Below are 4,241 nucleotides of genomic sequence, written 5' to 3'. Positions count from 1 at the left end.
ATCGGCGGATTCCGCGCTCCGCCGCCGACACTATGCCTCTTCGAAAAAACGCGGATGCCGTCCCCTCGCCGAAAGCAACCCCTCTACCAAGGAACGCCGCCCTCCTGCTGATTCCTCCGGTCCGCGACCGGCCGTCGCGTGGCAGAGATCCAGCGCTTCCCACCTCCTCCAGCAGTTTTGGGGGAGGTGGGCGAGCTCCGCGAGCCCGGAGGGGGCGCTCTCCCGCACTTCGCCAGATCCCGACCTCAAGGACGCTCCCGGTTGCGCCGTCGCCCGCGTCCCGTTCCGTTTTGTCACGAGTCTGTGCGAAAGGGGATTGACGGCGGGGAGCGCGGACCCTAAGCTGTTTATTCATCTTATCACTTTGTCTCTGGGGCGGCCGATGTCCGGGAGCGCGTTCAGCTTGGCGGGGAAGGTGGTGGTGGTCACGGGCGGGTACGGCGTGCTGGGCGGCAGCCTGGCCTCGGGCTTGGCCGCCGGCGGCGCGCGCATCGCCGTCCTGGGACGCCGCCCCGACGCCGCCGAGCGCAAGGCGGAGGAGATCCGCGCGGCGGGGGGCGAGGCCCTGGCGCTCGTGGCCGACGTGCTGGACGAGGCGGCCCTGCGCGGCGCGCGTGACACGCTGCTGGGCGCCTGGGGCCGCGTGGACGCGCTGGTGAACGCGGCGGGCGGCAACGTGGCCCGCGCGCGGAACGACAATCGGCCCATCTTCGAGGTGCCCGGCGACTCGTTCGACGAGGTGCTTCGGCTGAACCTGCACGGCAGCGTGGTCCCGTCGACCGTGTTCGGCGAGACGATGGCGGAGGGGCAGGGGGCGGGGAGCATCGTCAACATCTCGTCCATGGCGGCCCTGCAGGCCATCAGCGGCGTGATGGGCTACTCCGTGGCCAAGGCGGGGATCGACAGCTTTACGCGCTGGCTGGCCGTGGACTTGGCGCGTCGCTATGGTGACGGCGTGCGCGTGAACGCCGTCGCGCCCGGGTTCTTCGTCTCGGAGCAGAACCGGGCCGTGCTCGTGAACCCCGACGGCACGCCGACGGGCCGCGCGCGCACCATCCTGGCCCGCACGCCCATGGGCCGATTCGGCCGGGCGGAGGAGCTCATCGGCGCCGTGCAGTGGCTGCTGAGCGATGCCGCCTCGTTTGTCACCGGGATCGTGATCCCCGTGGACGGCGGCTTCAGCGCCTTCAGCGGTGTCTGAGCAGAACCGTGGGCCTCGTCCGCGGTGCCGCGTCTCCATCCGCGCCCATCGTCCACTCCCGCCGTACCGGTCATGCACCCGTTTCCGTGCACCTCTACATTTGACCGAACTGGAAACAAACTCTCCGCATCGTCTTTTCCTCGTCCCGCTGTCGCTCACGAGGTGCGGACGAAGCGAGGTCCGGCGGATGGTGGCGGGGTCGGTGGGCGAGCGGGCGGAGGTGCGCGGCACGGGCAGCATTGTGCGCGAACCCGTTCGGCGGGACGTGAGATGATGATCGGAATCGAGCGCCCGATCGTGGTCATCGGCGGACGGCAATCCTGGAGAGAAGAATCCGCATGCGGATGACGTTTCGCTGGTTCGGGCCGGGCGACCCGGTGCCGCTGCGGTACATCCGCCAGGTGCCGGGGGTGGAGGGCATCGTCAGCGCGCTGCAAGACCTGCCGCCGGGCGAGCCGTGGACGCGCGAGGGAATGGAGCGCCACGCGGACCTCATCACCGCCGCCGGGCTGCGCTGGGACGTGGTGGAATCCATCCCCGTGCACGAAGACGTCAAGCTGGGCCGGCCGGACCGCAACCGCTGGATCGACGCGTGGTGCCGCAGCGTGGAGCAGGTGGGGGCGATGGGAATCCCCGTCGTCTGCTACAACTTCATGCCCATCTTCGACTGGACGCGGACGGAGCTCGCCCTGCCGCTGCCGGACGGCTCCACGGCGCTGGCGTACGACGACGATGCACTGCGCCGCATCGACCTGTCGCGCGGCACGGGCGACCTGCCCGGCTGGGCCGCCGCGTACGACGCCCAGGCGCTGGGCGCGCTCCTCACCGCGTATCAGCAGATCGACGAGGAGCGGCTGTGGGAGAACCTGGCGTACTTCCTCGAGCGGGTCGTCCCCGTGGCGGAGAGCGCGGGCGTGCGGCTGGCCATCCACCCGGACGATCCGCCGTGGCCCATCTTCGGCCTGCCACGGATCATCACGGACGGCGCGGCGCTGGAGCGGCTCGTCGGCCTCGTCGATTCGCCGGCGAACGGCGTCACGTTCTGCACCGGATCGCTGGGCGCGGACCCCGCGAACGACCTGCCGGCCATGGTGCGGCGCATCGGCCCCCGCATCCACTTTGCCCATTGCCGCAACGTGCTCGTCACGGGCGAACGGCGGTTCCACGAGGCGCCGCATCCCTCGCGCTTCGGGAGCGTGGACATGCGCGCCGTGCTCCGCGCCCTGCGGGACACGGGCTTTGACGGACCCATGCGGCCGGACCACGGGCGGATGATCTGGGGCGAGCAGGGCCGCCCCGGCTACGGGCTGTACGACCGCGCCCTGGGCGCCGTCTACCTGCAGGGATTGTGGGAGGGATTGGAAGGCTGATCCGCATCTCCCGACGTCGCTTTCTGAACCCCAAACGCCGCGCGGACCGTCCGCCGGCCGGACCCCCCGAAGGAGCGCGCATGTCCCCACTGAACGCACCGCCCTCGCCCGCCGCCTCCGTCGCGACCCTGGGCACATCGCCCGGCGCGGACGGGCGGATGTCGCGCTACCGGTGGACCGTGTGCGCGCTCCTCTTCTTCGCGACCACCATCAACTACATCGACCGGCAGGTGCTGGGCATCCTGGCGCCCGTGCTGTCGGACGAGCTGGGGTGGAGCGAGGTGGAGTACGGCGCCATCGTCTCGTGGTTCACCTTCGCGTACGGCCTGGGCTTCCTGGTCGTCGGCCGATTGCTGGACCGCGTGGGCGTGCGGCGCGGGTTCGCCACGGCCATCGTGGCGTGGAGCGTGGCCGCCATGGCGCACGCGCTGGCGCGGGGCGCGGCGGGGTTCTCCATTGCCCGCGCGGCGCTGGGGCTGGGCGAGAGCGGCAACTTCCCCGGCGCCATCAAGGCCACGGCGGAGTGGTTTCCGCGAAAGGAGCGCGCCCTGGCCACGGGCATCTTCAACGCGGGGAGCAACGTAGGCGCCATCGCGGCGCCGCTGCTGGTGCCGTGGATCACCCTGCGCTGGGGGTGGCAGATGGCGTTCATCGTCACCGGCGCGCTGGGCTTCGTGTGGCTGGCGTTCTGGCTGGTGCTCTACCGTGAGCCGGAGGAGCATCCGCGCGTGTCGCCGGCGGAGCTGGCGCACATCCGCAGCGACCCGGCGGAGAGCACCACGTCCATCCCGTGGCTGCGGCTGCTGCGCCACCGGCAGACGTGGGCGTTCTTCCTGGGCAAGCTGATGACGGACCCGGTGTGGTGGTTCTACCTGTTCTGGCTGCCCAAGTACCTGGACAGCCGCTGGGACGTGCACCTGGCCGGGCTGGCCGCGCCGCTGGTCGTCATCTACCTCGTGGCGGACGTGGGATCGGTGGGCGGCGGATGGGTCTCGAGCGCCCTCATCAAGCGCGGGTGGAGCGTGAACGCGGGGCGAAAGACGGCCATGCTGATCGCGGCGCTGCTCATCGTGCCCACGATGTTCGCGCCGATGGCGGGGAGCATGTGGGCGGCGGTGGCCATCGTGAGCGTGGCGGCGGCGGCGCACCAGTGGTGGAGCGCCAACCTGTTCACCCTGGCGAGCGACACCTTTCCGCGGCGCGCGGTGGCGTCGGTGGTGGGGATCGGCGGGTTCGCGGGGGCCATGGGCGGGTTCGCGTTCCAGCGCGCCACGGGGTACGTGCTGCAGGCCACCAACAGCAACTACTCCATCATCTTCACGGTGTGCGGGCTGGCGTACGTGGCCGCGCTGGCGGTGATCCACCTGCTGGTGCCCCGGCTGGAGCCGGCGGACGTGGACGCGTAGGCCCCCAGGGGCCCTCACCCGCTCGCCCAGGCTCGCACCCTCTCCCGCAAACTGCGCGGGAGAGGGTGTAAACTTCCAACGGGCTTACTGCACGGGGGCGGAGACCCGCGTAGGAGAAGTGGCCGTCCGGAGATCGTCAGAGATCGTGCGGGGCGGAGGCCCGTCGCTGCGCGACGGGGGGCCCTCTCCCCCGCCGCCTGCGCCGCTCGTTCCTCGCGGCTCGGTGGCGACCCCTCCCCCAACTTCGGGGGAGGGGTTGGCGAG

General features: G+C 71.2%; 3 protein-coding genes. All 3 read left to right on the top strand.

All coding sequences use genetic code 11. The features are described 5' to 3' along the window. Window positions 1-382: 382 nt before the first annotated feature. The 3 genes from VFZ20_RS09680 to VFZ20_RS09670 all read left to right on the top strand — a co-directional run bounded on the left by VFZ20_RS09680 (window position 383) and on the right by VFZ20_RS09670 (window position 3,977). Window positions 383-1,201 (top strand): SDR family oxidoreductase, encoded by an 819-nt coding sequence (locus tag VFZ20_RS09680; protein WP_329683662.1) that lies wholly within the window; start codon window positions 383-385, stop codon window positions 1,199-1,201. A gap of 338 nt (window positions 1,202-1,539) precedes the next feature. Continuing rightward, on the top strand, window positions 1,540-2,571 hold the full coding sequence (uxuA, locus tag VFZ20_RS09675) for a mannonate dehydratase (RefSeq protein ID WP_329683661.1): 1,032 nt from the start codon (window positions 1,540-1,542) through the stop codon (window positions 2,569-2,571). Between the two features lie 80 nt (window positions 2,572-2,651). Beyond that, entirely contained in the window at window positions 2,652-3,977 is a 1,326-nt protein-coding gene (locus VFZ20_RS09670) for an MFS transporter (protein WP_329683660.1), read from the top strand. Window positions 3,978-4,241 lie beyond the last annotated feature (264 nt).

It is taken from the genome of Longimicrobium sp. (assembly GCF_036280135.1).
Classification (GTDB): Bacteria; Gemmatimonadota; Gemmatimonadetes; order Longimicrobiales; family Longimicrobiaceae; genus Longimicrobium.
The sequence above is the reverse complement of the archived record's forward strand: the minus strand, read 5'-3'. Positions and strand labels throughout refer to the sequence as shown.

What these genes read in the sequence shown, in the direction of transcription:
- uxuA (WP_329683661.1), top strand. Translation starts at nt 1,540, where the DNA reads ATGCGGATGACGTTTCGCTGGTTCGGGCCGGGCGACCCGGTGCCGCTG.
- VFZ20_RS09670 (WP_329683660.1), top strand. Translation starts at nt 2,652, where the DNA reads ATGTCCCCACTGAACGCACCGCCCTCGCCCGCCGCCTCCGTCGCGACC.
- VFZ20_RS09680 (WP_329683662.1), top strand. Translation starts at nt 383, where the DNA reads ATGTCCGGGAGCGCGTTCAGCTTGGCGGGGAAGGTGGTGGTGGTCACG.